The following is a 24,360-nucleotide window of genomic DNA, read 5'->3' on the forward strand; positions in this document are numbered from 1 at the left end:
GTCATTGGCGATGAGAAGGAGGCAGCAGCCGCCGTTGCCCAAGCGGCACGGCCTGGACCCGGCCCGGCTTCGCCTACCGGAGCAGGGTGGCTGGGCGACGATTCGCGACCACCTTGTGGAGCGGCTGCCGCGAGTACCGGCCGCGCGCATCGACGAGCTACTACATCAGGGCGGCATCGTCGACCTGGCCGGTCCGATCGCCCCGGACGCGCCCTATGTGCCGGGCGGTGCGGTCTGGTTCCATCGCGATCTGCCCGACGAAACCGTGGTGCCATTCGATATCCCCATCGTCCATCGCGACGATGATCTGCTGGTGGTGGACAAGCCGCACTTCCTGGCCACGATTCCGCGCGGCCAGCACATTCTGCAGACCGCCCTGGTCCGGTTGCGCCGCGAACTCGACCTACCCGATCTCGTTCCGGCGCACCGGCTCGATCGCGTCACCGCGGGGCTGGTGCTCTTCGTGATCAATCCGGCCCGGCGCGGGGCCTATCAGACCATGTTCCACAAGCGCACGGTGCACAAGGAATACGAGGCCATCGCGTCCTTCGATCCGGATCTGGCGCTGCCGCGGACGGTGCGCAGCCGCATCATCAAGGAAAAGCAGGTGCTCGCCGCACAGGAGGTCGCAGGTGAGCCCAATGCCGAGACCTGGATCGAGTTGGTGGAACAGCGCGGCGGACTCGGCCGCTACCGGCTGCGGCCACGGACCGGACGCACCCATCAGCTGCGGCTACACATGAACGGGCTCGGCATTCCGATCCTCGGCGACGACTTCTATCCGGTGCTCACCGACAAACCTGTGAACGATTTCACCCGGCCACTGCAACTGCTGGCCGCATCACTCGAATTCACCGATCCGATCAGCGGCGCGCCCCGCCGCTTCGACAGCGCCCGCACGCTGCAGGCGTGGGCGGATCCGCAGGGCTGGCGGACCGGCATTAACGCTGACGGCGGGTAATGCGAAACCGATAAGACCATGACGATGACGCCGCCCCCGCAGCTCAGCGGACGCTCGCCGGTTGCGGACGTCCGTAGACTGGACCCGATGCTGCAACAGGACCTCGTCGAAGCGGCCCCGCCCCGCCATAAGCTGCACGCCTATCTGGACGTGGCCGTTGTGGTGATCGTCCTGGCCGGCACCAATCTGATCGCCCACTTCACCACCGCGTGGGCGAGCATCCTGACCGTTCCGATCGCCGCCGTGGTCCTGCTCGCGCTGATGCGCCGACGCGGACTCGGCTGGTCCGAACTCGGCCTCTCGCCGCGGCACTGGCGGCGCGGCACGCTCTACGCACTCGGCGCGGTGGGCCTGGTGCTGGCGGTGGTGGCGATCGGCGCACTGCTGCCGATCACCCGGCCGTTCTTCCTGGCCGACCGCTACGCCACCATCTCCGGCGCGCTCATCGCATCGATGATCGTGATCCCGCTGCAGACCGCGATCCCGGAGGAACTGGCCTTCCGTGGCGTCCTACACGGCACCCTGGACCGCGTTTACGGCGCGCGCGGGGTCTTCGCGGCGGGTTCGCTGCTCTTCGGCCTCTGGCATATCGCCTCATCGCTCGGCCTGACCACCAGCAACCGCGGCCTCACCGGATTCTTCGGCGGCGGCGCCGCGGGCCAGATCATCGGCATCCTCCTCGCCGTGGTCGCTACCGCGGCCGCGGGTGTCGTCTTCACCTGGCTCCGTCGCCGCAGCGGCAGCCTGCTGGCGCCGATCGCGCTGCACTGGTCGGTCAACGGCGCGGGTGCGCTGGCCGCCGCCATCGTTTGGCACACCACCCTGACCTGATCCCCGATCGGGCGTAAATTCCGAACATGCCCCTCGGACACCTCGGCATCAACGTCACCGATCTCACAGCCGCCCAGGCCTACTACGACGAGCTGATGCCCCTGCTCGACTACGCGCCGCTGATCAGCGCGGCCGACCAATTCGCCTACTGGCCCGCCAACAACAAGCCCGGCACGTACATCTTCTTCTACCCCGCCGAGTCCGCGGGCTACACCCGCACCGCTCCCGGTCTCCAACACCTCGCCTTCATGGTCCGCACCCGCGCCGCCGTCGACCACGTATACATCTGGGCCAGCACTCGCGGCGACGAGATCATCCACGCGCCGCAAGAATTCCCCGAGTACCCGCCGCCGTACTACGCCACCTTCTGGACCGGTCCCGACGGAGTCATGCTCGAGGCCGTCTGCCACAAGAATGCCTGAGCCCTACGCCTGCGGCGCGTCGGGTTCGCGCGTTTGTTCGAGTTTTCGGACAGCGAGCATTGACCTCGGGCGGGTAGCGGTTTAATCTCGGTGCGATCACACATATGTTCGAGCAAGTAGGTCTGCGTCGAGATGACACCTACTCCCGGGAAGGCTCGCGATGCGCGACAAACAGTCGACCGATGGGTCCGAGATTGCCGCGTTGGCCGAGCGGGTCGCGAACGCACGTGGTCGGTTGCCGCTGCAGGATGACGCGGCACTGGTGCAGGTGTTGTCCGATGCCGAGATCGATGCGGAACGTGAACTCGCGCAGTGGGTTCGGGCGCAGCGGCGGGAGCAGCGCAAGCGGGCCGTCGAGGACGAGCTGGCGGCGGAGACGCGTAATAGGCGGACCACGGCCGCGATTCAGCGCGCCGATGACGCGGACGCGCGCTGGCATCGGCGGGCGCTGGCGGCGCGGCGGCGGGTGTCGAATCAGGATGCGCGACTTGCCCAGTTGTACCGCAGGGCCGAGTGGTCATCGCGTGCGTTGATCGCGGTGGTGGTGCTCGGCATGGTGTGGGCCGGGGTGAATGTCCAGCACAACCTGGTGCCCAGCGGAAATATGGCGGATCCGCTGTACTGGTTGAGCTATGGGATCGAGGCGATGATCTCGATCCCCATCATCACCATCATGGTGGCCGCGACCACCGCCGCCCGCTGGGGCCGTGAACTCGACCGGGGCAAGGTCGTCTTCTTCGAAACCGCGCTACTGGGCACGACCGTCGCGCTCAACGCGGGCCCGCATCTGGCCGCCGGTTCCTTCGGGCAGGCCGCCGAATATGCGATCGCCCCCGTCATGGTCGGTGTCGTGATCTGGTTGCACGCCTGGGTTTCCGCGCGTTATGCCCTGCTCATCGATGGTGTCCCCCTGGTCGACGATGAGCCCGAGGTCCCACCCCGGCACCGGGTCACCACCGAGCGCGGCGCACCGATCACCACCTTCCGCGCCGACGAACCGACCGACCGCCGAGAACTGCTCGCCGCCAAGGGTTTCGACCCCTTGCTCGACCAGGCGGGCGTCCGCTTTCCGGTCGATATGACCGACCCCCACGCATCTCATGTCGCCGAGGCAGCGATGCGCGGTGCGCAGCCCGAGGCGGTGCCCGTCTCCCGGCTCGACTGCACGGAAACCCTGGTCTACCACGCCCAAAGCACCCGTTCGACCAACGGCCGTGTCACCCAGCAGATCCCGGCCGTCGACGAATACCGGCACGCTGGCGGTTCGGCGAGCATTCCGTCCACCGATTCGCTCCATGCAGGCGCGCGAACCTTCACCAACCCTGCCGCCCAACCGATCTCGAACCATGCGGAGCCGAATTACGCCGAAACCAGCGCGGCAGCCACTACCGGGCATACCGAAACTGCCACGCGCACAACGCCCAACGCGCAAATCGGACCCGATGCAACCAGCGCAGACGATATCTCCGCCCCGTCGGCAACTTTCTACGGCGCAAGCCAACCCCCGTCGATCGACCAACCGCCCACCCCCGCCTCCAGCGCAGGTGACGCACGTGTCCACGACGCAGCCGCCATCCGCGCGACGCTCGACGAATCCGCGACGACCGACGGCATCTCCCCGCACTCCGCACCCCACACCCCCACCGCCGCAGCAGGCCAGAACCCACAGCCGACCTATAATCCGGCTGCTGCCCCGAGCGCCCTCGGCGAGCACATGATTCACGCAGACCTGGATCCGCGTCTCGTATCCGATCCCGCCACGAGCCCTGCGGAAGACCGCGCCGCCGCGAACTTCCAGCCCCACACATCACCGGCTCCCAGCGACCAGCACACCACTGCCGCTACGGCCCAGCCCGCCACCGCACCGGCGACCGCCGCAAACACCAGCGACCAGCACACGACTCCTGCCGCCGCTGGGGCCGAGCCCCGCACCGCACCGGTGACCACTCACACCGAGCACACGGCTCCCATGAGCACCCGTGACGAGCGCACTCCTGGCTCAGGCGTTGCATCGCAGACAGCGCAGACGAATACGGCCAACCCGCGCGACGAGCACACGACTCCACTGGCGACAGCTTCGACCACCCGTGACGAGCACACCGCCGCTGGCTTCGGCATCACACCGCAAGCAACACAGGCGACGACAGCCAGCCCACGCAACGAGCACGCGGCTTCCGCAGCGACCGCAGCCAGCACCCGTGACGAGCACACGACTCCTACCTCGGGCATCAACCCCCGATCAGCACAGGCAGATACAGCCCGCGCTCCCGAACAGCACCCCACTGCTAGTGCCGCAGCGGCCGATTCTCATCGGGCAAGCACCTTTCGCACCGCCGCCGATTCGCAACTGAGCATCTTCGATACCGCGACAGTCGAACCAATGACTCGAACCGGTCGCGACGCGGCCGAGAACCGTGCGCCCGCCGCCACGACTCGCGTTCAGTACTCGAACACTGGAACCGAATCCCCAACGCGGACCGAAGCCCGGCGTAGCACCCACAGCTCTGCGGCGCCCACCCCGGCCGAGCGCATCGGGCGCGTGGTGGAACCGCAGCCGGATCGCTCGAGCACCGGGGACGCCCGCGTCGCCGATCACGAACATTCGCAGCACCGCACCGAGGAACCCGAAGCCGAGGTCAGGCAGCTCGACCAGCGCCGCACCACCAGCGAGGTGATCAGCGAAGTCGTGCAATCACTTTCGGCCGATGAGCTACTGGCCGAGAACCTCGGCTCGGAGAGCGATGACATCGAGGTGTGGTCGGTCGCGCGTGCGATCGCGGGGCGCGGACTTTCGGTCATCCCGGTGGAGCAGCTTGCCGAAATCCTCATGCTCGCCGATCAATCATGGACCCCGACCAGCATCGGCGCGGAGGTCGGACTTTCCCGTACCGCCATCGCCCAGGTCCTGGAGTTCGCCAGGCGGGTCCGCCGCCCTTACGCGATCAGCAGCTGATCGGGCACGGGGTTGCGATCAGCTGATACGCGAAGGCCGTCCGGCTCGGATATTCCGAGCCGGACGGCCTCTTGCTCATTCAGCGGCTGAACTCACCCCTGCCACTGGCCGGTATTCGACCAGCGCCGCCCGGGGCTACTGGGCTCCGGAGCTGTAATAGGTGTCCGCGTAGGCGTACTGATCCCAATGCCCCTCGTCCGACCGGCTGTCGCCGGACCCACCCGAAGAATCCCGATCCCCGTGCCCCGGCCACCACGCGCGGTGACCGATGAGCGCGGTCACGGCCGGGGTGAAGAACATCGCCATCACGAATGCCGCGATCGCAATGCCGACCGAGATGGCGAACCCCATCTGGGAGAGCACATTATTGCCCGCCAACATCATCGAAGCGAAGGTGCCCGCGAGGATCACACCCGCCGCGGCAACGGTCGGCCCGGTGTGCCGCACCGCAAGGGCCGCAGCCTGTTTCGGCTCGTTCCCGGCACGGGCCTCCTCACGCAACCGTGCGACCATGAGGATGTTGTAGTCCGTACCGAGTGCCACCACGAACAGGTACATGATCACCGGCAGGGTGAAGATCAGCCCGGAGTTGCCCTGCAAGTGCTGGAACACCAGGACCGCGGCGCCGAGCGTGGCGGCGAAGCCGAGGAACACCGAGGCCATCAGGTACCACGGGGCAACCAGACTGCGCAGCAGGAGGGCGAGCACGATCATGATCAGGATTCCGGCCACCGGGAACACGATCTTGTAGTCACGCATCATCGCATCCTGGAAATCGACGTACACCGAGGAGATCCCGCCGACGACGGCCGTGCTACCCGCGGGCGCCATCGAATGTGCGGTATCCCGCAACGGATCGCGCACCGTATCCAGTGCCGCATCCGATTCGGGCGCGCCCGCGAGCGTCACCTGGAAGTCGGCGGCCATGCCATCGCTCGAAACCGTCGGCGCCCCCACCTGACTCACGCCGGACACCGCCGCGAGCGCGGCACGGTAGCCGGTGAGCTGGTCACCATCGAGCGGTGCGCCATTGGTGGAGTGCAGCAGCACATCGGAAGGCTGGGTCGATCCTGCGGGCAGCCCCTTGAGCAATTCCTTGCTGTAGACCGTGGATTCGGAGGTGTCCGAAGTCGAGCCGGAGCTGAGATCGAAGGTCGGATCGAAGCCGAAGGCCAGCACACCCAAAGCCACCAGCAGACCACCGGATACCGCCGCGAACGCCCCCGGCCGCCGTCCGAGCGCCGCGCCGACGGCGCCGAATCGCGCCCCCTTCGGCTCCTGCCGCCAGGCCTTGGAAGGCCAGAACACCTTGGTGCCGAGCAGCGAGACGACGGCGGGCACCAGGGTCAGCCCGGCGAGCAGCGCCACTGCGACGGCGATCGCCAGCGCGGGACCGAGCGCACGGAACATGCCGAGCGTCGAGAGGGTCAGCGCCATGAAGGCGATGATCACCGCACCCGCCGCCGAGGTAATGGCCTCACCGACCTTGGTGACCGCGCTGACCATGGCGGTTTTCGGATCCTCGCCCGCGCGCAGCCGTTCCCGGTAGCGGAACATCAGGAACAGGATGTAGTCGGTGCCGACGCCGAAGAGCACGACCAACAGGATCGAGTTCACCGAGCTGTCCACCTGCAGATCGAATGCCTTGGCCGCCATGGCGATCAGGCCGCCGACGGTGCTGGAGATCGCGCCGATGATAATGATCGGCAGCAGCGCGATCACCGGGCTGCGGAAGATGATCAGCAACAGCACCAGGATCAGCACGACGGTGGCGATACCGATAATGGCCATCCCCTTGGCACTGGATTCGGTCTGATCCAGCATCTGCGCCGCCTGACCGGTGACGCCCGCCTTCAGATCCGTGCCTCGCACCTGCTCCCGCAATGCGTCACGCAACTTCTCGACCGCATCGCTCTGTGTGGAATCGCCCGCATTGGTCACCTTCGTCATCTGCACGGCGGCGATCTGCACCAGCCGGTTCTCCGAGGCCGGACCGGCCTGAATTCCGATGACATCCTTGATGCGCTGGTCGTTCAACTCGGCCGCGATCGTCGCGACACCAGCCGAATCGGCTGCGCTCAGCGGCGCACCGTCCGAGCGCACGAAGACCAGTAGCGCCGCGGGCGCCTCATTCTGCGGAAATGCCTTCTGCTGCAATTCCATTGCCTGAATCGACTCATAGTGCGATGGCAGGAAGGCGGATTGATCGGTGGTCGATTTGAGTTCCGGCGCCGAGGCCACCACCGCGATAATGATGAGCAGCCAGAGACCGATCACCTTCCACGGGTTGTGAACGACGATCGCGCCCAATCGAGCGAACATGCGGGACAATTCCTTTCGGGAATCGGTACGAGACTCGGGAGCCGATGGCTCAGATATCGAGATCCTCGGTCTGCGGATGCTGGGTCATATCGACCAGGGAGCGGTAGATCTTCGACGGGATCCGGCCGGCCAGATCCTCGAAGGATTCGATGATTTCGACCGTGTAGTCGGCCCACGCCTGTTCGTCGATGTCGAATATGTCGCGCCAGTTCTTCTTCCAGTCCTTGATCCAGCTCACCGCCGCGAAGTCGGACCATTCGGATATCCGCCGATGCACCACGTACTTGCCTTTGCGGCTCAGGTAGACCCGGGTCAGCTCGACACCATCGGTCGTGTAGCTGCGCGCCTGGCCGAGCAGTCGCCCCTGGAAGCGCTGTTTGCGCCCGCCACCCGGGCCGACCTCGAGCAGGATCTCCTGGAACTCACCCGCCGCCGCGGTGGCTTCGCCCGGCCTCGCCTTGGTGACATCGACGACGACGGCCAAGGATTCGGCATCCGTAGGTGCGTTGTGCTCGGTGGTCATAACTCCCCATTTCATAAATGAATGCGCACATGCGCATGATGTTCTATCGACGGTTCCTGTCGGATTCCGTCGTCGGTGGATCTTGTTCTTTCCGGCGATCGCGCCCTCGGTCATCTCCGAGGGCCGCCGATGGGTTCAGATGTCGAGGTCTTCGATCGTCTCCTCGGCGTCGACCAGCTCGCGGCCGATATCAACCACGCCCACGGTCGAACCGTTCACGCGGGAGGGTGTGTGCGAATCCGCGGCCATGACTACCTCATCTCATAAATGAATATGCAATTACGCATGGGACCAGCGCCAGCGGACCCGGTTTCGGTCCGCTGTGACGAGTTGATCTGCTGTTCTCCGGTACCCCCGAGCACGCTCCGCGGTGTCCGTCGGGATTCACTATAAGTAGATGTATACGTATAACGCAAGCCCTATGGCCGCGCGCCCTCACCACCAGCCAGGGCGGGGTGCGATTCCTGGTCTGCGCGCCGCCGCCGCGCCACGCTGACCAGCAGCGCCAGGCCGATACCGAGTCCGAGTCCGAGCGCCCCGGCCGCCGCGAAGCCCGCCGGAAATCCGCCCGCGTCGATGGCGACTCCGGCGAGTGAGCTGCCGATGCCGTTGCCGAGCGTCATGGCGGCACCGTGCCAGCCGATCGCTTCACCGCGTCCACCCTCCGGAACGATCCGGCTCAGCTGGTCGACGGATGCGACGAGCGTCGGCGCGCAGAGTGCGCCCGCGATGAGCCCGGTCACGCCGAGCGATAGCGGTCCGACGGCGAAGCACATCGGAATGGTGATGGCGCCGAGCCCGGCGAGCAGGAGGTAGGTCGAGATCGGTCGATGCAGAGCGCCGTAGACGAGTCCGCCGACCAGCGAACCGAAACCCCAGACGGCCATCACCACACCGAGCCACCGTTGCGCGCCGAACTCTCGAATGGCGGAGACGAAGGTCAACTCCGAACCCGCGAGCACCGCGATCGCCGCACTCGCACCGATGCACAGCGCGACGAATTCGAGGCGGAACCACGCGCGCCGCGGGACGACGGCCGAGCGATCGTTGTCATCGGAGCGCAGCGGCGGATTGCGCACCCACACGAAAACACCTGCCAGCACCAGCGCCATCTGCATCCCGAACAGGGTGAGCGTCGTCGACCAGGCCGTCGCGGCGGCGACGCCGAGCACCGGCCCCACCATGAAGGCCGTCTCCACCGACACCGATTCCAACGCCAGGGCGGGCTGCCGGTTCTGTTCGGTGGTCGCCGCGATCACGGCCTGGCGCACCACCGTGAAGATCGGAATATCGAACAGCCCCGCCACCGCCGCGAGCGCCAGTAGCGCCCCGTACCCGACGAACGGCGCGATCGACCAGCACACCGCCCCGACAATGATCGACGGCGCAATCGTGCGCCGCAGCCCGAACCGATCCAGCATCCGCCCCCGCCACGGACCGCTCACCGCAATACACAGGGTGACAACCGAACTCAGCGCACCGGCCTGTGCGTACGACCCGTGCAGCGTCTGCACCACATGCAGCGCCAGCAGCACCGCCCCGGCGAAGAACGGTATGCGAACCATCACCCCCAGCAGCAGCACATTGCGCACCGCCGAGTTCGACAGGACCTCGCGATAGGACCGCATTCGGTCGAGGGTGTCACGCCCACCCGTCCCCGCGCCACCAATTAATCCCATGATTCGGCCCGGCCGAACCGTCATCCAGCCAACCCACGAGCCCCCTCAACTTTCCCCATCCAGGGTGATGGACATAGCTGCCAGCACCAAGGCACACTGATCGATCCCTCGACGCACCCCACCTTGCGGCAGTTCAGGATTGCACGTGGGCGAGTTTTTCGGGGTTGAGAATTCCGTACAGCGCGTGAATTCGTCCGGCTCGGATATCGATCGCGAGTACCTGTTCATGCTCGCCCCGGCGGGTCACTACCGCCGGTTCGCCATTGACCTCGATGGTGCGGACCCCATCGAGCGGCGCATTGGCCCGCAGCCAGGTGACGAATGCGAGCACGGCGTCGATGCCGACGATCGGCTCCAGGGCCGCGCGCACCTTGCCGCCGCCGTCGTTGTAGGCGACGACGTCTTCGCTGAGCAGTTCGCGCAGCGCGGCGAGATCGCCGGGGTGTCGGCCGATACCGGCTCCGGCAGCCAGGGACCGGTGTACGCCTCCCTGGTGACCCGGGCCGAACGCAGTTGATCGAGAGCCAGCCTGGACACCACCGTCACCAGAAATGCCCACGAGGTGAATCGGGGCCGCCAGTTCAGCCGCAGCCGGGCGCGGACGTTATCGGCGCCGCGCAGTTCGTTCATGAACGCGACACCCCAGCCGCCGACCGCCAGCCGGGCCAGCGCGGCGGGCGCGGACTTCGGTGCGGGCGCGCCGAGGATTTCGGCATACCGCGGCAGCCATTCCCGCAGGGCCGCGGGCGAGTCGTCGACGATATTCAAGGCTGCGCTCATGCACCTCAGGGCGCAGGTTCCCCATGTTCGAGGTAGGCCGTGCAACCGTCGAAGTAGGCGGAATGGGCCTGCCTGAGGCGGCGGCCCAGCCTGGGAACGACATACTCATCGACCTTATCGATGCGAACCCACTTCCATTCGTCGAGTTCAGTTGCCTGAAGTTCGATGGCGCGCTCATCCTCGCCGAGTTCGCCACAGTCGAATACATACAGCGCCTTATCGCCTTCGCCCTGGCTCGGCGCCCAGTCGTGGGCGAGCAATCGCCTTGGCGCACGGTCGATTCCGAGCTCCTCACGGACCTCGCGACGGCAGGCCGCGGTAGGCGCTTCACCCGGCTCTACATAGCCACCGGGTATATCCCAACCGTTGCCATAGGTCTTGTGCACCAACAGCACCTCGTCACCACGGACGAATAGCGCCCCCGCCGCCATTCGTGCGCGCGCGAACCGCTTGTCCCCGTCGACCATTGGATCACCTCACGATCTGCATTCGTTTGGCCAAGGCTTGCAATGCGAACGAGGGACTGCCGTGGATACTGCGCATCCAGGTGAGTACGAGTTGTCGGCTCAGGTAGTGGTGGCGAACTTGTTCCGGGGCCGCCTGTTCGGCGTCGAGCACTGTGGTGATCGAATCCTGTTGGCGGCCAGCGAGATTGAATGCACGAGCGAGTTCCAGTTGATGGCGGATCTGGCGCTCCATCGGCAATGCGGAAGTATCGAGGGTGGGACCGAGGCTCAGCGCGATCTGCACATCGCCCAATTCCATGGCCGTATTGACCCGGTGGATCGCAACGTTCGTCGGGCCGAAGGCGGTCCACAGGTAGTTGTGGTCGCCACCCAACCGCGCCGCCGCATGATCTGCCTCTGCGAGAAAGCCCTGGACGGTATCTCGTCGGTTATTGCGGGCCGCGGCCATCGAACCGACGAGCAGCAGCGTCCCGTACACGGACCACACATCCGGGCGGTTCGCGCCGAGATGGGATTGCAGATAGTCGGCTCCGGCTTCCACCAGATTCACGGCCGGTTGTACCCGGCCCGTTGACATTACGGTGAAAGCGACGGTCCTGATCAACGATCCGATGATCGCCGGATCATTGGCACGCTGCGCGGCGGCGAGTCCGCGCTCGGCCGCATTCCAGGCCAGGTCGGTTTCGCCGAGTTTGGTCAGCACCGACGCGGCGACCTGATAGCCCAGTGCCAATACTCGATTACTCGGTTCATCCCCATTGCATTGCACCATCGACAGCGCCGTGGACAGCAGCACCGGCAGTCGCCCCGCCGCAAAGCCGAACTTCGCGGCCTGATACGCGGCGAATACCTCGCTCAGATCCCGTTCGAGCGCAGGGAGCTGCAACGATTGGGACCTGATGCTCGATGGTGACGAGGTGCGCATCAGGTGGCTGTAGTCCATCAATGTGGCGCGCAGTGCGGGGATGGTGGAAACCCCGCTGTCACTGGTCCAGTCCAGCAGTGTCGGCTCACCGATCAGATCGCCTAGTGAGACATCGAGGGCATCGGCGAGCAGACGTATCACCGATAGCCGGTCCAATGGGATCCGGTTGTTCTCGACCTTGCTCATCCAGTCGTCGGTGCGTCCGACGAGCCCGGCGAGAGCTTCTTGGGATATACCCCGGCGGCGGCGATACCAAGCCACCCGTTCCCCGATGGTGAGATTCTGCGTCATTCCGCGCACAGGCCGATCTTCCACCTCAATTGGAAAGGATCCCGGAAGGAAATTCCGGGCGCGAACTCGAACAAGGCTCAGGCTACTGCTAAGCCAACGACATCACTGCCAGATGAGACGGGAATTTACCGTGAACATCGAAGAGGTTCGGACCGTGCTCGATTGGGTCGCGTTCTACCGCCAGCAGTTTCACCTGCCCGCCGAAGAACGCGGCGGCTATGTCATGCTGCCGGTGACGAACGCGGTGGGAATCGTTCACGTGCCGAAGCTATTCGCCGAGAAACTGCTGGCCGCGCTCCGCCAGCAGGGCAGCCCCGGTCCGCTCTTGGCTCGACAGATTCGCTGGACCTTCATCGCAGCCGTCGACTACGCCCCCGGCTATCGGGTACTGGACCTGCTCTCCCGCAACGACATCCATGTTCCGATCGTCGGCAGTGCGCTGATGATCCCGACCGGCCTCGGCAGGCACACCCGGGAGGGCGCCTACTGGGTCAACCCGCCCGAGCGAGATCAGCGCCTGCCCCCGTTGTCGACGCTTATCACTACCGCGCTCGCATTGCGACCGATAAAGGCGAACCACCGGCAACGCGAAATTATCTGACTCGGCGCAAATAAAAAAGGACCGTCCCGCCGGAAATACTCCGGGGGACGGCCCTTTTCAGAGCTGTCATTTCGAGCGAACCGCAAAGCAGTCGCTGAAACTACTTGGCCTTCTCCAGCACCTCGACCAGACGCCAGTGCTTGGTGGCCGACAGCGGACGGGTCTCCATCAGCTGAACGCGGTCGCCGATACCGGCGATCTCGTTCTCGTCATGCGCCTTCACCTTGGTGGTGGAGCGAATGATCTTGCCGTAGAGCGGGTGCCGCGTACGGTCTTCCAGCTCGACAACGATGGTCTTGTTCATCTTGTCCGAGACCACGTAACCGATGCGGACCTTACGGGTACCGCGCTTTTCCTGTTCACTCATGCCGCATCTCCCTTGCCAGCGGGTGCCGAGGCCAGGCCGAGCTCACGCTCACGCATGACCGTGTAGATGCGCGCGATCTCGTGACGCACGACGCGCAGGCGACGGTTGTTGTCCAACTGACCCGTCGCCATCTGGAAGCGCAGATTGAACAGCTCTTCCTTCGACTCGCGCAGGCGGGCGACGAGCTCCTCTTCGTTGAGCTCGCGGAGCTCTGCGGCCGGTGTACCGGTAGCCATCAGAACTGCTCCTCCCTGGTCACGATCCTGCACTTCATGGGGAGCTTGTGCATCGCACGGCGCAGGGCCTCACGAGCGATCTCCTCGTTGGGGTAACTCATTTCGAACATCACGCGTCCGGGCTTGACGTTCGCGACCCACCACTCCGGCGAACCCTTACCGGAACCCATGCGGGTTTCGGCGGGCTTCTTGGTGAGCGGGCGATCCGGGTAGATGTTGATCCAGATCTTGCCACCACGCTTGATGTGGCGAGTCATCGCGATACGCGCGGACTCGATCTGCCGGTTGGTGACGTAGGCGGGCTCGAGAGCCTGGATGCCGAATTCACCGAACGCGACCGAAGTGCCGCCCTTGGCCATGCCGCTGCGGCTCGGGTGATGCTGCTTCCGGTGCTTGACCTTCCGTGGCATCAGCATGCGTCAGCCCTCCTGTGTTTCTGCCGGGGCGTCGGCAACCGCAGTGGCAGCGCCTGCACGCCCGGCCTCAGTGCTGGTCGCGGTGGTACCCGAGGAACCGGACCGACGCGGGCGGCTCGGCCGCTCCCGGCGCTCGCGGCGGTCACCAGCGGCGGGCGCGGCCGCGGCCGTGACCTCACGCTTGCCACCGACGATGTCGCCCTTGTAGATCCAGACCTTCACGCCGATGCGACCGAAGGTGGTCTTGGCCTCGTAGAGGCCGTAGTCGATATCCGCGCGCAGCGTGTGCAGCGGGACCCGACCCTCACGGTAGAACTCCGAGCGCGACATTTCGGCGCCGCCGAGGCGGCCCGAGCACTGCACCCGGATGCCCTTGACGTTCGGCGAACGCATGGCCGACTGGATGGCCTTGCGCATCGCGCGACGGAACGCCACACGGTTCGACAGCTGCTCGGCCACACCCTGGGCAACGAGCTGCGCATCCGACTCGGGGTTCTTGACCTCGAGGATGTTCAGCTGCACCTGCTTGCCGGTGAGCTTCTCCAGCTCGGCGCGGATGCGGTCGGCCTCGGCGCCGCGGCGGCCGATGACGATACCGGGACGCGCGGTGTGGATGTCGACGCGAACCCGGTCACGGGTGCGCTCGATCTCCACCTTGGAGATGCCCGCCCGCTCCATGCCGGTGGCCAGGAGCTTGCGGATGGCGACGTCTTCCTTCACGTAGTCCGCGTACTGCTTGTCCGCGTACCAACGCGACTTCCAGTCGGTGGTGATACCGAGGCGGAAGCCATGGGGGTTGATCTTCTGTCCCATTTACTTTGCCCCTCCCTTCCGGCGGCTGCGAGCAGCACCGGCGGTGGGCACGCTCTCGACCTCGATGGTGATGTGGCTGGTGCGCTTGCGAATCCGGAACGCGCGGCCCTGGGCCCGCGGCTGGAAACGCTTCATGGTCGCGCCCTCGTCGACGTACGCGGTCGAGATGACCAGCGTGGCCGGGTTCAGGCCGAGGTTGTTCTCGGCGTTGGCCGCGGCGCTGGCGACGACCTTGGCGACCGGCTCGCTCGCGGCCTGCGGCGCGAACTTCAGGATCGCGAGTGCGTCCTCGACCCGCTTGCCGCGGACCAGGTCCACGACACGGCGAGCCTTCATCGGGGTGACGCGAACGTGCTTCGCCGTCGCCCGGGCAGTCGGGTTCTGAACCGTCGCTGTGTTTGATTCGCTCATCGCCGCTTGCTCTTCCGGTCTTCCTTGACGTGGCTCTTGAACGTCCTGGTGGGCGCGAATTCACCCAGCTTGTGGCCGACCATGGACTCCGAGACGAACACCGGCACATGCTTGCGACCGTCGTGGACGGCGAAGGTGTGACCGATGAAATCCGGGATGATGGTCGAACGACGGGACCAGGTCTTGATGACCTGCTTGCTGCCCTTCTCGTTCTGCACGTCCACCTTCGCCAGGAGGTGGTCGTCGACGAACGGGCCCTTCTTGAGGCTGCGTGGCATTTCTTACCTCCTCCTTCAGCGCTTCTTGCCGGTCTTGCGACGGCGGACGATGAGCTTGTCGCTCGGACGGTTGGGCTTGCGGGTGCGGCCTTCCGGCTGACCCCACGGCGAGACCGGGTGGCGACCACCGGAGGTCTTGCCCTCACCACCACCGTGCGGGTGGTCGACCGGGTTCATGACGACACCACGGACCGTGGGGCGGCGACCCTTCCAGCGCATACGGCCGGCCTTACCCCAGTTGATGTTCGACTGTTCGGCATTGCCGACCTCGCCGACGGTGGCGCGGCAGCGCACGTCGACGCGGCGGATTTCACCGGAGGGCATACGCAGCGTGGCGTAGGGACCTTCCTTACCGAGCAGCTGGATGCTCATGCCGGCGGCACGGGCCAGCTTGGCGCCACCACCCGGACGCAGCTCCACATTGTGGATCGTGGTACCGGTCGGGATATTGCGCAGCGGCAGATTGTTACCCGGCTTGATGTCGGCGGTGGGGCCGGACTCGATCGGGGTGCCCTGCACGATGCCCTTGGGGGCGATGATGTAGCGCTTCTCGCCGTCCACGTAGTGCAGCAGCGCGATGTTGGCGGTGCGGTTCGGGTCGTACTCGATGTGCGCGACCTTGGCCGGGATGCCGTCCTTGTCCAGGCGACGGAAGTCGATCAGACGGTAGGCACGCTTGTGGCCGCCACCGCGGTGCCGGGTGGTGATGCGACCGTGGGCGTTGCGGCCACCCTTGCTGTGCAGCGGGCGGATCAGCGACTTCTCGGGGGTCGACCGAGTGATCTCAGCGAAGTCCGAGACGCTGGAGCCACGACGGCCCGGCGTAGTCGGCTTGTACTTACGGATTGCCATGAGTTCTTCTCTGCTTTCTGGAATCCCAGGCGCTTACGCGACCGGGCCTCCGAAGATCTCGATGGGCTTGCTGTCGGCCGAGATGGTCACGAGCGCGCGCTTGGTGTCCTTGCGCTTGCCGTAACCGAAGCGGGTCCGCTTGCGCTTGCCCTGACGGTTGGCGGTGTTGACGCTGGTCACCTTCACGCCGAAGACCTTCTCGACGGCGATCTTGATCTGCGTCTTGTTGGAATCCGGGTGCACGATGAAGGTGTAGGTGCCTTCCTCGATCAGTCCGTAGGACTTCTCCGAGATGACCGGCGCCAGCAGAATGTCGCGGGGGTCGGCGATCGTGGTCACTTGCTCTCCTCCTGTGCGGATTCGGCGGGGCCGTGCACGAAGGCGTTCAAGGCCTCGACGCTGAACACCACTTCGTCGCTTTCCAGCACGTCGTAGGTGTTGAGCTGATCCGGCGCGATCGGGTGCACGAACTCCAGGTTCTGCACGCTCTTCCAGGCCGCGATGTCCTCACGTCCGAGGACGAGGAGGAACTTCTTGCGGTCCGACAGCTCGGACAGGAAGGACTTCGCGGTCTTGGTCGAGGGGGTCTGCCCCGCGACCAGTTCGCTGATCACGTGGATGCGTTCGTTGCGCGCACGATCCGAGAGGGCTCCGCGCAGTGCGGCGCGGATCATCTTCTTGGGGGTGCGCTGGCTGTAGTCACGCGGCTGCGGACCGTGCACGGTGCCACCACCGGTGAACTGCGGCGCGCGGGTCGAGCCCTGACGGGCGCGACCGGTGCCCTTCTGGCGGTACGGCTTCTTGCCACCACCGGAGACCTCGCCGCGAGTCTTCGTCGCGTGCGTGCCCTGGCGTGCGGCGGCGAGCTGCGCGACGACGACCTGGTGCATCAGCGAGATGTTCGCGGTGACATCGAAGATCTCCGCGGGGAGCTCGACGGTGCCGTTGGTCTTGCCGCCGAGTTCCTTGACCGGGAGGGTCAGGTTGGTCTTCTTCTCGACGCTGGTCATGCGTGCGCACCACCCTTCACTGCGCTCTTGACGATCACGACGCCGCCCTTGCGACCCGGGATCGCGCCCTTGATCAGCAGCAGGCCGTTCTCGGCGTCCACCTTGTGAACCGAGAGGTTCTGCGTGGTGACGCGGTCGTTACCCATGCGACCCGACATGCGCATGCCCTTGAACACGCGGCCGGGGGTGGCGCAGCCACCGATGGAACCCGGGCGACGGTGCACCGCCTGCGCACCGTGCGAGGCGCCCTGACCACGGAAGCCGTGGCGCTTCATGGTGCCGGCGAAGCCCTTGCCCTTGCTGGTGCCGGTGACGTCGACGTAGGCGCCCTCTTCGAAGACATCGGCGTTGATCTCCTGGCCGACCTCGAAGGTGGAGGCGTCCGCGACCCGGATCTCGGCGACGTGGCGGCGCGGGGTGACACCGGCCTTGGCGAACTGGCCGGAGACCGGCTTGTTCACCTTGCGCGGGTCGATGGCGCCGAAAGCGACCTGGACGGCGCTGTAGCCGTCGCGCTCCACGGTGCGGATCTGGGTAATGACGTTCGGTCCGGCCTTGATGACGGTCACGGGGACGACGCGGTTCTTGTCGTCGAACACCTGGGTCATGCCGAGCTTGGTGCCCAGGATGCCCGCCGCGGGCCTGTTCTTGTTATCAGTCATGATTCGAGTCCCCGTCACTGAATGTTGACGTCGACGCTGGCCGGGAGATCGATGCGCATCAGGGCATCAACCGTCTTCGGCGTCGGGTCGAGGATGTCGATCAGCCGCTTGTGCGTCCGCATCTCGAAGTGCTCGCGCGAGTCCTTGTACTTGTGCGGCGAACGGATGACGCAGTACACGTTCTTCTCGGTCGGCAACGGCACCGGCCCGACCACACGGGCCCCGGTGCGGGTCACCGTCTCCACGATCTTGCGCGCGGACGCGTCGATCGCTTCGTGGTCATAGGCCTTGAGCCTGATGCGGATCTTCTGTCCCGCCACGCTAAGTGTCCTTTTCTCCGCTTATCGTTCGTGGTCCGGAAGCCGGCTTCCGTACCACCTTCAATTGCACAGCCCGAACACACGAAGACGTCCCAGCCCGAGTGGGTCAGGCCCGGAGGAGGCAGCCTGCGCAACCACGCAGGGCCCCCGCTCGGGCAGATCCAACACAGTGAGACCCCGACCGGGCACACCGCCCGGCTCCGCCGGTTGGCATGCGACAGTCTCGCCGCTGTTCATCTGTCATGGTTCTCCGGTCCACGCGGTCGGGCGTGTCGCCCGTCCGCTCATTCCTCGGCCCCGGTTCGAAACTTCACCTGGCCTGGAACGTTGTCCCGGACGTACCCACGCTGGCAGCCAGCGGGGTACACGATTGGGTGTTGCTCGCCTCGCCACCCGCCACAACCGCGGAACGGCATGACCCGGTGCAAGGCAACCCGAACAGTATGCCCGACGCCGTTGACGACATCAAATCCGCCCCCACCTCTCAACCCGCCACCAGGTCAGAGCCCGAATCCCGGGCGCGCCACCGGTTGCGGGGCTATGACGATCGCGGTCGAACGCAGCGGGGCACCGCGCGGCGAACGGCCGATGACGGGCGCCGGAAAAGCATGTCACGACCCTACCGAAACCGAACTTACTTCTGAGTAAGATAAGGGTATGACGAAGCAGACCGCGACCCATCGCATCTGGACGAAGCTGCCGGACAATCGGCTGGGGCACACCCTGTTCTCGCTGGGCATGGTGGCCCGGGTGCCCTATTTCGGCACGGTGCTGCCGAGCGTTGTGCGATTGGAACCCGGGCTGTGCGAGGTGACCTCGCCGAAGTGGTTCGGTATCCACAACCATCTGGGCACCTATCACGCGATCGCGGCATGCAATCTGGCCGAGGTGGCCATGGGAATGCTGAGCGAGGCGACGGTGCCCGATACCCACCGCTGGATCCCCAAGGCGATGAATGTGCAGTACCTGGCCAAGGCCGAGACCGGGCTGCGCGCGGTGGCGAAGCTGGCCGAGTTGCCCGACTTCACCGAGATCACCGAGGGCCGGGAACTGGTCGTGCCGGTATCCATCTACGACAAGCACGGTCTCGAGGTCGTGCACGCCGATATCACCACCTGGGTCACGCCCAAGTAGGCAATGCCCGCGCCCGGTCTCGCACCGGCGACCGGCGCACCGGGGCCGGGATTCTGCGGGGCAGGGGCGGTGTTGCAGGCGTACGGCCGGAGCGGATTGAATGCGAAGCATGAGTGACAGCGCGGTCCGGGAATTCGACCTCTGTGTGGTCGGGCTCGGGCCGACCGGACGGGCGCTGGCGCATCGGGCGATGCGGGCCGGATGCGCCGTGGCGGCCGTCGATCCGCGCCCCGACCGGCTCTGGCCGCCCACCTTCTCCTGCTGGATCGATGAGCTGCCGGAGTGGCTGCCGCCCAGCGCCATTGCCGCGCGCATTCCGAAGCCGACGGTCTGGACCAATTCCGAGCATCGCATCGACCGGCCCTACTGCGTGCTGTCGAAAACCGGTCTGCGCGATGCGCTCGCCCTCGATGAGGCCACCGTGTTCGCCGGTCGGGCCGCGCGAGTGGATGCCAATGAGGTCGAGCTCGCCGACGGCACGATCATCAGAGCGGCAACGGTTTTCGATACCCGCGGACTGCCCACGCTCGGACAGCGCCGGGCCGCGAGCGCGCACGGCATCTTCGTCGACGCGCAGACCGCGGCGCCGATGATCACCGAAGGTGAAGGGCTGCTACTGGATTGGCGCCCGGACAACGGTGCGGGTCCGGACGAACCGCCGTCGTTCCTCTACGCCGTCCCGCTCGGCGACGGCACCGTGATCTTCGAGGAGACCAGCCTCGGCCTGCGCGGCGGCATGCCGCAGCACGAATTGCGCAGGCGCACCCTGAACCGCCTTGCCGCACACGGCATCCGACTCACCGGCGATGAGCCGACCGAGGCCGCGCACTATCCGCTCGATCAGCCACCGCCGAAAAAGGGTACCGCCCAGGCGATTCCGTTCGGCTCCCGCGGCGGCATGATGCATCCCTGCACGGGCTACAGCGTCGCCGATTCGCTGGCCCTCGTCGACACCGCCGTCGCGGCCCTGCGGCAAGGCCGCGACCCCATCGCCGAACTCTGGCCGTGGCGGGCGCGGCTGGTGTACTGGATGCGCATGCGCGGCCTCTGGGGCCTCGGCCGCCTGACCACCGAACAGTCCATCGCCATGTTCGACGCCTTCTTCAGCGCCACCCCACGCGGCCAACGCGCCCTACTCTCGGCCCACGACGACTACGCCGTCCTCGGCGCCGTCCTCTTCAACACCGTCGCCCACACCTGGCCCTTCCGCTGGCGCTACGACCTGGTCGGCTGGACGCACCGAAACCGCTGGCTGAACTACGATTTCGCGGAGCCACTCGAGCGCATCCCGCGACGCACAGAATGACGCCCCGATCATTCGAAGTATCTGCGCCTCAACAAAATTCGACGGTTTCCAGCGTGAACGAGAAGGGTGCCGGGAGTTCGAGTGGTTTGCCGAAGGGCACTCTGATCTCCGAGCGGTAGTCGACGAGGTCGGCCTCACCGCCGGGTTCACCGAGGAGAGTGATGGTCTGTTGCTGCCGATCGATGAGTAGATAGAGCGGCACCGCTCCGCGGGCGTAGCAGTATCGCTTCGTCTTGCGATCCCAATCCGGTTTCGAGCTGGTGACCTCGACGACCATAACGACCTTGCCGACCGGCATCCATGAGGGTTCGTCCGTGAATGCGCCGTCGGGGACGAATACGCCGTCGGGAATCAAGTGGTTTCTCGGGCAGAGTCCGCCACGGTCCAGCAACAGTCCCTTATTGCCGGAGAAGGAAAACTCTGTTGCGGACTGCCGGTACACCTGACGAATCAGCGTGGAGATGTTCTGCTCGTGATTACCGTCCGGCGGTGGTGTCACGATGATGTCCCCCTCGATCAGCTCTGCCCGGAATCCTTCAGGAGTCTCCAGCGCGTGGAAGCCCTCCAACAAGACATCTGCTGGATCCCTCTGCGGCTCATGCGCCTTGGCTGCGGTCACTGCTGACACCTCCTCCGCTCGTGCCCTCAGCATACGGGTCGACTATGACCGATGCGGCCGATCGAGAACCTGGTCAGACGCCTGTTTCGGGTGACACAGAGCGTCTGGTCATCGATACCGCGGTCAGCCCACCAGGGCTGACCGCGGTGTCATCGTCAGGCGCCGGTTTCGGCGGCGCGTTGGTAGCCGCGGATGGCGGGGTAGGCGAACACGATGGTGAGGCCTACTACCCAGGCGACGGTTTTGAGCAGGGGTTCGGCTACCGAACCGCCGTAGGACAGGCCCTTCATGGCATCGATGGCACAGCTCATCGGCTGGTTGGAGACCACGTCCTGCAGCCAGATCGGGTAGGCGAAGACCGGTACGAAACCGGTGTTGAAGAACATCAGCAGGGTGTTGAAGATGCCGATCAGGCTGACGAGCATGACGCCCTCGGTAATGGTCGCCAGTGCGGTGACGAGCACGGCGAAGCCCACGCCGAACAGCACCGGAATGCCGATGAGCGCGATCGCCGCGAGCGGACCCTGGCCGAAGCGGAAGCCGAGGGGGAAGCCGACCGCGATCACGAACAGGGTGGTGACCAGGACACGGACCGCCTCGGCAAAAAGCCTGCCGGTCAGTCCGGCCGCCCGGTGCACCGGCATGGTCCAGAAGCGCCCGAGCAGTCCGGTGAACTTCTCACCCTTGAATCCCAGCGCACTGACCACGGCACCCGACATCGCCGCGACCAGCGTGATCAGCGCGACCTGCCCGTAGATGCTCGGCATGCCGGTGGCCGCGGTGATCGAATTGCCGAGCACGATGCGAAACATCAATAGCGTCAATGCCGGATAGACCAGCGTCTGGATGGTGGTCGACGGATCGCGCGCCCACACCAGCAGCAGTCGCTTGCACTGGATCAGGCTGTGCACGACCCAGGTGGACAGCGCGCGTTCGGACGGCGCGATAACCCGCGGCAGCATCTCGAACCCGTCGATCTCGGTGCGCTCCACAGTCTCGACAGAACTCATGACCGCCTCACGCTCGCCCAGATCGCCAACGGGGTGAAGACGATCGCCGCACCACCCAACCAGACCAGCGGCACCCACAGCACATCCCAGCTCACCCCGTTATGGGCCATATCGCGCAGCGCGAAGGAGAACTGGGAAATCGGCTGATTGCGCACGAACGGCCGGATCCACATCGGGAAACTGCGCTCCGGGACGAATCCGCACGAGAGCATGCCGAAGATCAAGGTGGGCAATGTCAATGCCTGACTCAGCGATTCCGGACTCTTGGTCAGACTGCCGAGTGCGTCCGCGCCGATTGCGAGCACGGTACCGACCGCGATCGAGAACACGCAGAACAGCACGGCCTGACCGGCGCCGGCGACGAATCGGAAGCCGATCATGTAGCCGAAGATGACGGCCGCGGTCAGCGAGGTGAGCGAACGAACCAACCCGGCGGCGATGCGCGCGTTCAAGGGCACCATGGCGCCGATCGGCATCGTCTGCAGTCGGGTGCTCAGACCGGTCAGCGCCTCGTAGGCGGCCAGCTGCGCATTCGACATCATGGTGAAGGCCATGGTCTGCAGCACGATGATCGGCATGACGAACTGGGCATAGTCGATGCCCTGGAACTTCATCACGTACCGCAGCGGCAGATAGAAGCCGAGGGTGAACACCAGCGGGGTGATCATCGCGACGATCAGTTCGCCCTTGGTGGCCATGGTCCGGACGATGCGCCCGGTCAGCGCCTGCCACTGCGCGAAGGAGGATAGCCGGGCCGCGGGCAGCTCGGCGAAGAGCAGCGCCGTATCGGGCTGCTCAACGGTTGCGGAACTCACTAGTGGCCGCCCGAATGGCCGGTGATGGACAGGAATACGTCATCGAGCGAGGGCCGCCGCAGCGCGATATCGGCCAGCTGGATCGCGGCGGCATCGAGCCGGCGCAGCGCCTCGGACAGGGTGGCGGCACCATCGGGCGCCGGAATGGAAAGCCGGTCCCCGCCATTGATGTCGGCGAGCACCGCGGCCGGCACCAGGTCGCCGAGCGCGGCGGCGGCCTTGCCGAGCTGGGTCGGATCCAGCGGCACCACCTCGCAGTAGCTGCCGCCGGTCTTCTCTTTGAGCTCGTCGGCGGTGCCCTCGGCGATCACCGTGCCCTTATCGATGACGATGATGTTGTCGCTGAGCACATCGGCTTCCTCGAGGTACTGCGTGGTGAGCAGCACCGTGATGCCCTGGTTCTTCAGCGCGGTCACCAGATCCCACACGCCCTGACGGCTGCGCGGGTCCAGACCGGTGGTCGGCTCGTCGAGGAACACCACCTCCGGGCGCACCACCAGTCCGCAGGCGATATCGACGCGACGACGCATACCGCCCGAATAGTTGCGCACCATACGACGCCCCGCGCTCACCAGGTCGAATTCCTCGAGCAGAACGTCGGCGCGCTTGCGGGCGGCGGATTTGCCCAGGCCCATCAGGCGGCCGAACAGCTCCAGGTTCTCGCGGCCGGAGAGGTTCTCATCGAGTGCGGCGTACTGACCGGTCATCATGATCGAGCGCCGCACGCCCGCCGGATCCTTTTGCACATCGTGGCCCGCGACGACGGCGGTACCCGAGTCCGGGCGCAGCAGGGTGGACAGCACCTTGACCATGGTGGTCTTGCCCGCGCCGTTCGGCCCGAGGATGCCGAGCACGCTGGCCCGCTCGGCGGTGAAGCTGATGCCCTGCAGCGCATGCACATCGCCGAATGACTTCCGGACGTCGGCAACGACGACCGCGGCCTCACCACCTTCGAGCGGTGGGTCGCTCACGTGCGAATCCGCTGGGTTCAAGCTCGGCATCAACTCTCCAGTGTGTCTGATCGGCGGCGGTCGCTAGGCGTTAGGCATGAATACGTCCCGGTTGGTGATCCCTGCCGCCAGGCGTGATGTTACCGGCCCGCGCATTCCGGCAGGGCCGACCGCGCCATACCCACTAGTCCGCAACCTAAGTGTGTCCTTAATCACATTTGCGGCGGGCGATCCACTGCGGTGGCGATCGTCGCTGGTCGCGGCCGTCAAGGGCAGCGCAGGGGCGGTGTGAGCGCCTTGTCGGGCCGTCGCGACGACCATAGTCTGCTAGACGGGGGAACACGCACTCACTCGTTTGCGGCAGTACCGCTTTCACCTAGCGGACAGCGGTCTGCGGCGGATCGAC

General features: G+C 65.8%; 28 protein-coding genes. 7 read left to right on the top strand and 21 right to left on the bottom strand.

The window, feature by feature from the left end:
• The first annotated feature begins 10 nt into the window (after window positions 1–10).
• The 4 genes from ACQP0C_RS37475 (at window position 11) to ACQP0C_RS37490 (ending at window position 5,167) form a co-directional block, all read left to right on the top strand.
• Window positions 11–961 (top strand): RluA family pseudouridine synthase, encoded by a 951-nt coding sequence (locus ACQP0C_RS37475; RefSeq protein ID WP_433734764.1) that lies wholly within the window; start codon window positions 11–13, stop codon window positions 959–961.
• Window positions 962–1,048: 87 nt separating this feature from the next.
• Window positions 1,049–1,792, top strand: coding sequence for a lysostaphin resistance A-like protein (locus ACQP0C_RS37480; protein ID WP_433727910.1), 744 nt, complete (start codon window positions 1,049–1,051; stop codon window positions 1,790–1,792).
• A 26-nt stretch (window positions 1,793–1,818) separates the two neighbouring features.
• A complete protein-coding gene (locus ACQP0C_RS37485; protein WP_433727912.1) occupies window positions 1,819–2,214 on the top strand; it encodes a VOC family protein in 396 nt (131 codons plus the stop codon).
• 160 nt (window positions 2,215–2,374) lie between these two features.
• Window positions 2,375–5,167, top strand: coding sequence for a hypothetical protein (locus ACQP0C_RS37490; protein ID WP_433727914.1), 2,793 nt, complete (start codon window positions 2,375–2,377; stop codon window positions 5,165–5,167).
• 135 nt (window positions 5,168–5,302) lie between these two features.
• Here ACQP0C_RS37490 and ACQP0C_RS37495 read toward each other — a convergent pair whose 3' ends face one another.
• The 6 genes from ACQP0C_RS37495 to ACQP0C_RS37520 all read right to left on the bottom strand — a co-directional run bounded on the left by ACQP0C_RS37495 (window position 5,303) and on the right by ACQP0C_RS37520 (window position 12,154).
• Window positions 5,303–7,489: an MMPL family transporter gene (locus ACQP0C_RS37495; RefSeq protein ID WP_433727916.1), complete on the bottom strand. Its 2,187-nt coding sequence runs from the start codon at window positions 7,487–7,489 to the stop codon at window positions 5,303–5,305.
• A 49-nt stretch (window positions 7,490–7,538) separates the two neighbouring features.
• The gene (locus ACQP0C_RS37500) at window positions 7,539–8,012 is read right to left on the bottom strand and encodes an EXLDI protein (RefSeq protein ID WP_433727918.1); all 474 of its coding nucleotides are present in this window, start codon (window positions 8,010–8,012) and stop codon (window positions 7,539–7,541) included.
• 419 nt (window positions 8,013–8,431) lie between these two features.
• The gene (locus tag ACQP0C_RS37505; protein ID WP_433727920.1) at window positions 8,432–9,715 is read right to left on the bottom strand and encodes an MFS transporter; all 1,284 of its coding nucleotides are present in this window, start codon (window positions 9,713–9,715) and stop codon (window positions 8,432–8,434) included.
• 109 nt (window positions 9,716–9,824) lie between these two features.
• Window positions 9,825–10,250, bottom strand: a complete 426-nt coding sequence (locus ACQP0C_RS37510) for a hypothetical protein (RefSeq protein ID WP_433727922.1) — start codon at window positions 10,248–10,250, stop codon at window positions 9,825–9,827.
• 226 nt (window positions 10,251–10,476) lie between these two features.
• On the bottom strand, window positions 10,477–10,938 hold the full coding sequence (locus tag ACQP0C_RS37515) for an NUDIX domain-containing protein (protein WP_433727923.1): 462 nt from the start codon (window positions 10,936–10,938) through the stop codon (window positions 10,477–10,479).
• Between the two features lie 4 nt (window positions 10,939–10,942).
• Window positions 10,943–12,154, bottom strand: a complete 1,212-nt coding sequence (locus tag ACQP0C_RS37520) for a helix-turn-helix domain-containing protein (RefSeq protein WP_433727925.1) — start codon at window positions 12,152–12,154, stop codon at window positions 10,943–10,945.
• Window positions 12,155–12,266: 112 nt separating this feature from the next.
• On the opposite strand from ACQP0C_RS37520, the gene ACQP0C_RS37525 reads away from it, so the two are divergent.
• Window positions 12,267–12,755: a hypothetical protein gene (locus ACQP0C_RS37525; protein ID WP_433727927.1), complete on the top strand. Its 489-nt coding sequence runs from the start codon at window positions 12,267–12,269 to the stop codon at window positions 12,753–12,755.
• 100 nt (window positions 12,756–12,855) lie between these two features.
• Here the strand turns inward: ACQP0C_RS37525 and rpsQ are convergent, their stop codons facing one another.
• The 11 genes from rpsQ to rpsJ are packed head-to-tail and all read right to left on the bottom strand — an operon-like array spanning window position 12,856 to window position 18,120.
• Window positions 12,856–13,122, bottom strand: coding sequence for a 30S ribosomal protein S17 (gene rpsQ / locus ACQP0C_RS37530; RefSeq protein ID WP_364391063.1), 267 nt, complete (start codon window positions 13,120–13,122; stop codon window positions 12,856–12,858).
• On the bottom strand, window positions 13,119–13,358 hold the full coding sequence (gene rpmC / locus ACQP0C_RS37535; protein WP_040686552.1) for a 50S ribosomal protein L29: 240 nt from the start codon (window positions 13,356–13,358) through the stop codon (window positions 13,119–13,121). Before rpmC ends, rpsQ begins: the two co-directional genes overlap by 4 nt.
• Complete coding sequence (gene rplP, locus ACQP0C_RS37540; protein WP_014349059.1) at window positions 13,358–13,774, bottom strand: 50S ribosomal protein L16; 417 nt, start codon at window positions 13,772–13,774, stop codon at window positions 13,358–13,360. The genes rpmC and rplP overlap by 1 nt, the downstream gene beginning before the upstream one ends.
• A gap of 3 nt (window positions 13,775–13,777) precedes the next feature.
• Window positions 13,778–14,587: a 30S ribosomal protein S3 gene (gene rpsC / locus ACQP0C_RS37545; RefSeq protein WP_355179663.1), complete on the bottom strand. Its 810-nt coding sequence runs from the start codon at window positions 14,585–14,587 to the stop codon at window positions 13,778–13,780.
• Window positions 14,588–14,998 (bottom strand): 50S ribosomal protein L22, encoded by a 411-nt coding sequence (gene rplV / locus ACQP0C_RS37550; RefSeq protein WP_387295067.1) that lies wholly within the window; start codon window positions 14,996–14,998, stop codon window positions 14,588–14,590. It abuts the gene before it with no gap.
• Window positions 14,995–15,276 (bottom strand): 30S ribosomal protein S19, encoded by a 282-nt coding sequence (gene rpsS, locus ACQP0C_RS37555; protein ID WP_040686549.1) that lies wholly within the window; start codon window positions 15,274–15,276, stop codon window positions 14,995–14,997. The genes rplV and rpsS overlap by 4 nt, the downstream gene beginning before the upstream one ends.
• Window positions 15,277–15,291: 15 nt before the next feature.
• A complete protein-coding gene (gene rplB / locus ACQP0C_RS37560; RefSeq protein ID WP_433727929.1) occupies window positions 15,292–16,128 on the bottom strand; it encodes a 50S ribosomal protein L2 in 837 nt (278 codons plus the stop codon).
• Between the two features lie 33 nt (window positions 16,129–16,161).
• On the bottom strand, window positions 16,162–16,467 hold the full coding sequence (gene rplW, locus ACQP0C_RS37565) for a 50S ribosomal protein L23 (protein WP_040686547.1): 306 nt from the start codon (window positions 16,465–16,467) through the stop codon (window positions 16,162–16,164).
• The gene (gene rplD / locus ACQP0C_RS37570) at window positions 16,464–17,138 is read right to left on the bottom strand and encodes a 50S ribosomal protein L4 (RefSeq protein WP_364391070.1); all 675 of its coding nucleotides are present in this window, start codon (window positions 17,136–17,138) and stop codon (window positions 16,464–16,466) included. Before rplD ends, rplW begins: the two co-directional genes overlap by 4 nt.
• Entirely contained in the window at window positions 17,135–17,800 is a 666-nt protein-coding gene (rplC, locus tag ACQP0C_RS37575; protein ID WP_433727931.1) for a 50S ribosomal protein L3, read from the bottom strand. Before rplC ends, rplD begins: the two co-directional genes overlap by 4 nt.
• A 14-nt stretch (window positions 17,801–17,814) precedes the next feature.
• Window positions 17,815–18,120, bottom strand: coding sequence for a 30S ribosomal protein S10 (gene rpsJ, locus ACQP0C_RS37580; RefSeq protein ID WP_003938093.1), 306 nt, complete (start codon window positions 18,118–18,120; stop codon window positions 17,815–17,817).
• 657 nt (window positions 18,121–18,777) lie between these two features.
• Between rpsJ and ACQP0C_RS37585 the strand changes: the two genes are divergently transcribed.
• Window positions 18,778–19,254: a hotdog fold domain-containing protein gene (locus tag ACQP0C_RS37585; protein WP_354960685.1), complete on the top strand. Its 477-nt coding sequence runs from the start codon at window positions 18,778–18,780 to the stop codon at window positions 19,252–19,254.
• A gap of 109 nt (window positions 19,255–19,363) precedes the next feature.
• A complete protein-coding gene (locus ACQP0C_RS37590; protein ID WP_433727933.1) occupies window positions 19,364–20,560 on the top strand; it encodes a lycopene cyclase family protein in 1,197 nt (398 codons plus the stop codon).
• 28 nt (window positions 20,561–20,588) lie between these two features.
• Here ACQP0C_RS37590 and ACQP0C_RS37595 read toward each other — a convergent pair whose 3' ends face one another.
• From ACQP0C_RS37595 to ACQP0C_RS37610, 4 genes are all read right to left on the bottom strand, one after another.
• Window positions 20,589–21,179 carry a Uma2 family endonuclease gene (locus ACQP0C_RS37595; RefSeq protein ID WP_433727935.1) on the bottom strand — a complete coding sequence of 197 codons (591 nt, stop codon included), beginning with the start codon at window positions 21,177–21,179 and terminating at the stop codon, window positions 20,589–20,591.
• Between the two features lie 155 nt (window positions 21,180–21,334).
• A complete protein-coding gene (locus ACQP0C_RS37600) occupies window positions 21,335–22,189 on the bottom strand; it encodes an ABC transporter permease (RefSeq protein ID WP_433727937.1) in 855 nt (284 codons plus the stop codon).
• Window positions 22,186–23,004, bottom strand: a complete 819-nt coding sequence (locus ACQP0C_RS37605) for an ABC transporter permease (protein WP_433727939.1) — start codon at window positions 23,002–23,004, stop codon at window positions 22,186–22,188. The genes ACQP0C_RS37600 and ACQP0C_RS37605 overlap by 4 nt, the downstream gene beginning before the upstream one ends.
• Window positions 23,004–24,005, bottom strand: coding sequence for an ATP-binding cassette domain-containing protein (locus ACQP0C_RS37610; protein ID WP_433727941.1), 1,002 nt, complete (start codon window positions 24,003–24,005; stop codon window positions 23,004–23,006). Before ACQP0C_RS37610 ends, ACQP0C_RS37605 begins: the two co-directional genes overlap by 1 nt.
• Between the last annotated feature and the right edge of the window lie 355 nt (window positions 24,006–24,360).

The organism is Nocardia sp. CA-129566 (genome assembly GCF_050956075.1).
Taxonomy (GTDB): domain Bacteria; phylum Actinomycetota; class Actinomycetes; order Mycobacteriales; family Mycobacteriaceae; genus Nocardia.

Coding starts and splice junctions, on each gene's coding strand:
- ACQP0C_RS37475 (WP_433734764.1), top strand. CDS start 11: ATGAGAAGGAGGCAGCAGCCGCCGTTGCCCAAGCGGCACGGCCTGGAC.
- ACQP0C_RS37520 (WP_433727925.1), bottom strand. CDS start 12,154: ATGACGCAGAATCTCACCATCGGGGAACGGGTGGCTTGGTATCGCCGC.
- ACQP0C_RS37600 (WP_433727937.1), bottom strand. CDS start 22,189: ATGAGTTCTGTCGAGACTGTGGAGCGCACCGAGATCGACGGGTTCGAG.
- ACQP0C_RS37485 (WP_433727912.1), top strand. CDS start 1,819: ATGCCCCTCGGACACCTCGGCATCAACGTCACCGATCTCACAGCCGCC.
- ACQP0C_RS37515 (WP_433727923.1), bottom strand. CDS start 10,938: ATGGTCGACGGGGACAAGCGGTTCGCGCGCGCACGAATGGCGGCGGGG.
- rpsQ (WP_364391063.1), bottom strand. CDS start 13,122: ATGAGTGAACAGGAAAAGCGCGGTACCCGTAAGGTCCGCATCGGTTAC.
- ACQP0C_RS37505 (WP_433727920.1), bottom strand. CDS start 9,715: ATGACGGTTCGGCCGGGCCGAATCATGGGATTAATTGGTGGCGCGGGG.
- ACQP0C_RS37500 (WP_433727918.1), bottom strand. CDS start 8,012: ATGACCACCGAGCACAACGCACCTACGGATGCCGAATCCTTGGCCGTC.
- ACQP0C_RS37480 (WP_433727910.1), top strand. CDS start 1,049: ATGCTGCAACAGGACCTCGTCGAAGCGGCCCCGCCCCGCCATAAGCTG.
- ACQP0C_RS37590 (WP_433727933.1), top strand. CDS start 19,364: ATGAGTGACAGCGCGGTCCGGGAATTCGACCTCTGTGTGGTCGGGCTC.
- rpmC (WP_040686552.1), bottom strand. CDS start 13,358: ATGGCTACCGGTACACCGGCCGCAGAGCTCCGCGAGCTCAACGAAGAG.
- ACQP0C_RS37490 (WP_433727914.1), top strand. CDS start 2,375: ATGCGCGACAAACAGTCGACCGATGGGTCCGAGATTGCCGCGTTGGCC.
- rplD (WP_364391070.1), bottom strand. CDS start 17,138: ATGACCAGCGTCGAGAAGAAGACCAACCTGACCCTCCCGGTCAAGGAA.
- rplP (WP_014349059.1), bottom strand. CDS start 13,774: ATGCTGATGCCACGGAAGGTCAAGCACCGGAAGCAGCATCACCCGAGC.
- ACQP0C_RS37525 (WP_433727927.1), top strand. CDS start 12,267: ATGAGACGGGAATTTACCGTGAACATCGAAGAGGTTCGGACCGTGCTC.
- ACQP0C_RS37610 (WP_433727941.1), bottom strand. CDS start 24,005: ATGCCGAGCTTGAACCCAGCGGATTCGCACGTGAGCGACCCACCGCTC.
- rplB (WP_433727929.1), bottom strand. CDS start 16,128: ATGGCAATCCGTAAGTACAAGCCGACTACGCCGGGCCGTCGTGGCTCC.
- ACQP0C_RS37585 (WP_354960685.1), top strand. CDS start 18,778: ATGACGAAGCAGACCGCGACCCATCGCATCTGGACGAAGCTGCCGGAC.
- rpsS (WP_040686549.1), bottom strand. CDS start 15,276: ATGCCACGCAGCCTCAAGAAGGGCCCGTTCGTCGACGACCACCTCCTG.
- rplC (WP_433727931.1), bottom strand. CDS start 17,800: ATGACTGATAACAAGAACAGGCCCGCGGCGGGCATCCTGGGCACCAAG.
- ACQP0C_RS37495 (WP_433727916.1), bottom strand. CDS start 7,489: ATGTTCGCTCGATTGGGCGCGATCGTCGTTCACAACCCGTGGAAGGTG.
- rplV (WP_387295067.1), bottom strand. CDS start 14,998: ATGAGCGAATCAAACACAGCGACGGTTCAGAACCCGACTGCCCGGGCG.
- rpsC (WP_355179663.1), bottom strand. CDS start 14,587: ATGGGACAGAAGATCAACCCCCATGGCTTCCGCCTCGGTATCACCACC.